The following is a 1,738-nucleotide window of genomic DNA, read 5'->3' as shown; positions in this document are numbered from 1 at the left end:
CGATACTTTTGAAAATCCGGATGATGGCAGTGGAAACGTAGGGTATGACTATCCACCTTTGGGCGGAGGATATGAAAATCCTGCAGATAGTATTGCAATAAACAAAACACCTTGTGAGAAAGGAAAAAATTTACTTGACATTACAAAAGCTAATTTAAAGCCCTTAATTAAAAATGGAATGTACGCTTATATTAACAACAGCAGCACAGGAGAAGCAGGAATCTATCTCAAAAAGGACAATGCAGGAAATATTACAACTGAAGTAGCTCCTTATGTTGCAGATGCTATGCTACCTGTAAAAGCAGGGGGAACTTATTACAGCGCAGTTCACACTCATCCTAACATTACATATCCAATGTTTTCCTGGTCAGATATTTATACATTATATACATTGGAAATGAAGTCTTCTACTGCTAACAGCGGACAATCAAGCCTGGTATTAGTTTGCCAGGATGATAATGGAGTTAAACAAACCTATATGATTGCTTTTGAAAATATAGGTACAATGATGGAAGATACATTTAATAATCCTGAGAATATTGGATGTAGCCATGAGGAAATAAAAACAAGGATGGATTACTTATTACAAATAAAATATGACCAAGAAGCAAATAAAACTAATCCAAACTATGAAAGTGTATTCTTGCAATTCAATTTTGGAACTAATATTGGTTTATATAAAGCGAATAATGATTTAACTGGATTTAGTAAATTACAAATAACATCTAATATTCCCAATGCCCAAGTACAACCTATTAACTGTAATTAAAAATAAACACATGAAAAATATATATGTAATCTTAATTATATTAATATCGATTATTACAAAATCTCAAACTGTAATTGATATTAATGACACCACTTATTCAACATCTAATAATACTTATTATGACTATTATAAAAAAGATATTAATAATTTATTAGACCCATTTCAAGGAACATACATTTATAATAATGGAACTACAAGTTTTAAGATTATTTTAAAGAAAATGATAAAGCAATCTACAGGCTTACATTATGAAGATATGATAATTGGAGAATATCAATATATAAAAAATGGTGTAGAGAAAATTAATACCTTATCTAATTTGGATATTGTCTACTCTAATCAATATTTAAGACATTGTATAGCAGGAAATAGTATTATATCAAACATTAATCATAGACTTTGGAAATGTCCTCAATGCAATCCAAATGAAAAAAGAGTAAGATTAACTATTACAGATAAATTAACTAATAGATATGCAGATATTCTTATGAGAAGAACTGTTATAAATGGACAGCAGGTATTACAAGTAAAAATTGCAAACCCGAATAGTGTTGTCTATGATGTAGAAACACAAAACCCTCCCGCAGATTTTTCTTTGCCGATTGGTGAATTTACAATGATAAAACAATAATATAAAACCTCTTCGGAGGTTTTTATTATAAATAAACACAAAATAACTATGACGAAAAAAATTTCATGGCTGTCTTTCATAGCAGTGTTTCTTTTTCTTCTCAACTCCTGTGTACATGATGAAATCTATTCTGCCTCCGCTTCTGAAGAGTATCACTCTAAAAGTCTTTGGAAAGAGGATGAAATCTACATCAAAAATATTATTAAAATCTACGAAGAAAATGAAAATGAGATCCGGAAAGAACATGGAGCACCATTATGGGAATATGCAATGACGATGGATAAGTTTGACGAAAGCTATCTTGTAGTTCCTGTACGCAGAAATGGCAGAATTGTGGA

3 protein-coding genes are annotated in these 1,738 nt (G+C 30.4%); all 3 read left to right on the top strand.

Translation table 11 applies throughout. From position 1 onward, the window contains the following. The coding region (locus tag BLR30_RS17810) for a hypothetical protein (RefSeq protein ID WP_175443685.1) at positions 1-769 on the top strand (769 nt) is incomplete at its 5' end. 10 nt (positions 770-779) lie between these two features. Continuing rightward, complete coding sequence (locus tag BLR30_RS17465) at positions 780-1,400, top strand: DUF6705 family protein (RefSeq protein WP_139164661.1); 621 nt, start codon at positions 780-782, stop codon at positions 1,398-1,400. A gap of 48 nt (positions 1,401-1,448) precedes the next feature. After that, positions 1,449-1,738: hypothetical protein (locus BLR30_RS17460; RefSeq protein ID WP_139164660.1), on the top strand; the 290-nt coding region annotated here is incomplete at its 3' end.

Origin of the sequence: Chryseobacterium taeanense (assembly GCF_900099685.1) — a bacterium.
GTDB lineage: Bacteria > Bacteroidota > Bacteroidia > Flavobacteriales > Weeksellaceae > Chryseobacterium > Chryseobacterium taeanense.
This window is presented reverse-complemented; position numbering and strand designations above follow the sequence as displayed.

Bases quoted from the DNA above. Each gene is read 5' to 3' on its own strand.
- BLR30_RS17465 (WP_139164661.1), top strand. From the start codon at position 780: ATGAAAAATATATATGTAATCTTAATTATATTAATATCGATTATTACA.